Origin of the sequence: Saccharothrix hoggarensis (assembly GCF_042678885.1) — a bacterium.
Lineage (GTDB): Bacteria > Actinomycetota > Actinomycetes > Mycobacteriales > Pseudonocardiaceae > Actinosynnema > Actinosynnema hoggarensis.
In genome coordinates this window covers 1-2,145 of the sequence record NZ_JBHTLK010000445.1, presented here as the reverse complement: position 1 = coordinate 2,145, position 2,145 = coordinate 1, and the positions used below count along the sequence as shown (strand labels likewise).

At 75.2% G+C, this 2,145-nt stretch carries 2 protein-coding genes and 1 pseudogene; all 3 read right to left on the bottom strand.

Annotation, left to right across the window (positions count from 1 at the left end):
* Positions 1-185 precede the first annotated feature (185 nt).
* The gene (locus tag ACFQ3T_RS36195; protein ID WP_380730609.1) at positions 186-977 is read right to left on the bottom strand and encodes an MBL fold metallo-hydrolase; all 792 of its coding nucleotides are present in this window, start codon (positions 975-977) and stop codon (positions 186-188) included.
* A 178-nt stretch (positions 978-1,155) separates the two neighbouring features.
* On the bottom strand, positions 1,156-1,836 hold the full coding sequence (locus tag ACFQ3T_RS36190) for a hypothetical protein (protein ID WP_380730607.1): 681 nt from the start codon (positions 1,834-1,836) through the stop codon (positions 1,156-1,158).
* An 87-nt stretch (positions 1,837-1,923) separates the two neighbouring features.
* Positions 1,924-2,145 (bottom strand): annotated as a pseudogene (locus ACFQ3T_RS36185) (hypothetical protein); the annotation flags it as partial.

Sequence of the window (2,145 nt, the reverse complement as noted above, 5' to 3'; positions counted from 1 at the left end):
GCTCGGAGGTGGCCCTGGCGCGCGCCGCCGAGGCGGCCGAGGTGGTCGCGGCGGCGTCCGGCCTGCCCCTGACCTCGTTCGCCGTGGCCAGCGCCGACCAGTCCGACGCGCCGCACCCGCCGGCCGAGCAGCCGCGCAACCGGACCGTCACGGTGCTGGTCGCGGAGGCCGGTCGGTAGGCGGTCTCAGGTGGGGAACGTGAACGAGCCGCCCCGGTCGACGTGGTGGACGGTCGTCGCCGGCCGTCGCCGCCCGACCTCGGCGGTGAAGTCCGACAGCGGCGACTTCATCACGCTGTAGTCGTCGAAGTGCACCGGCACGGCGTGCCGCGGGCCGAGCAGTTCGAGCAGGTCCGCGCCCTGGCGGCCGTCCATGGTGAGCAGCACGCCGAGCACCTTCGTGCCGCCCAGGTGCACGACCGCGACGTCGATGCGGGGGTGGCGCTCGCGGATCTCGCGCAGGTCGTCGTGCACGAGCGTGTCGCCGCTGAGGTAGATCCGCAGCGGTTCGCGGCCGTCCGCCGGCCGGTACTCCAGCAGCGTGCCCATCACCGGCGGCAGCACGCGCGCGAGCGGCCCGAACGCGTGCCGGCCGGGCAGGGCCGTGACGGTCAGCCCGGCGCCGTCGCGGGCCGTGGTGAACTCGCCCCACGTCCGCAGCGCCACGGGCTCGCGGAAGCCGCGCCGGCCCAGCCTGCGGGCGGCGTGCGGGGTGGTGAGGATCGGCAGGTCGCGGTCGAGGGAGCGGGCGGCGATCCGGTCGAAGTGGTCGCCGTGCAGGTGCGACAGCACGACGGCGTCCAGCTCGGGCAGCTCGTCGATCCCGATCGCCGGGTCCTTGAGCCGCCGTGACACCACGCCCTGGCCGATGTGCGTCCACTGGCCCTTGCGCAGGAAGTTCGGGTCGGTGAGCAGCGTGAACGGCCCGAGCCGCAGCACGGTGGTGGCGTTGCCGACGAAGAACAGCGAGTCCGTCATCGTCCGCGCACGACCGGGCGGGCGGAAGCGGGCCGCGGATCGGCCGGGCAGCAGTGGTCCATGACCGGGGGATAACCGACACACGCCGCTTGAACCACCCGACCAGTCCCCGCCTGCCGCCGCCCGTCCCGGTCACCGCCCGTCAGACCGGTCTTCGACCCCGACCGGTGTGCGACGTTCACCGCGGTGGCGTGGGCAGGTAGGCCGCCACCTCCGCCAGCGCGTCGAGGAACTCCGGGTCGTGGCGGCCGGCGGCGGTCTCGGCCTCGGCGACGGTGAGGACCTTCCCGCCGTTCTTGCGGTCGCTGCCGTAGTTGTGGCCGCTGAACACGACGTCCGCCAGGCCGAGCACCCCGGCTCCGAGCGGGCGGATGTCGCCGCTGCCGTGCACGTCCATCAGCCGCTGGAACTCCCGGGCGTCACCACCGGTGCGGAACCCCACCCACACCACGGACACGACGGCGACGTTGCCCGCGTCGTCGCCGACCGTCAACATCACCCGGTCGAGTGACGTGCACGGCGTGTGGAGGAAGAACTCCTGGACCCGCCCGTGGGACGCGGCCAGGCACGCGGCGTCCTGCCGCAGCACCTGCTTCAGCTCCCGCACGCCCATCCGCCGCCACGCCTCGGCCGCGTTGCCCTCGCGTGCCGACCGCTGACCCTCGGCCTTGCGCGCCTTCACGGCCTGGCCCGCCGAACCGCCGCTGCCGCCACCGCCCAGCGGCGACAGGCCCCCACCCGCGCCACCTCCCGCCACGCCCATCGCCAGGACGGCGCCCACCACGATCGCCGCCGCCGCACCGCCCTTCTTCGGCGTGATCGGGCGTTTCCGCCCCTGGCCGTCGGTGTAGAACCCCATGCCAACCCCCTGTGCCGCACCCCGTGCCGGAGTGCCGCGCAGCGTAGCGAGGCCCACCGACAACCCCGGGACGTCCGGCGCGCCGGGTCAGGCCACGAGTTCCGCCACCCGCGGCTCGGGTTCGGCGCGCGGGGTCGGGATCTCGTCCGCGGGGGTGTGGAGCAGGGGGTCGGCCTCGGCCAGCAACGCCCGCGCGGTGCGGAGCCCGGCGGCGATGTGGTCGCGACGGGCGCGCAGCTCGTCCACCCGCTCACGGGCCTCCGCGACGATGCGCCGCGCGTGCTCGCGCGCCTCCCGCACCACCTGGTC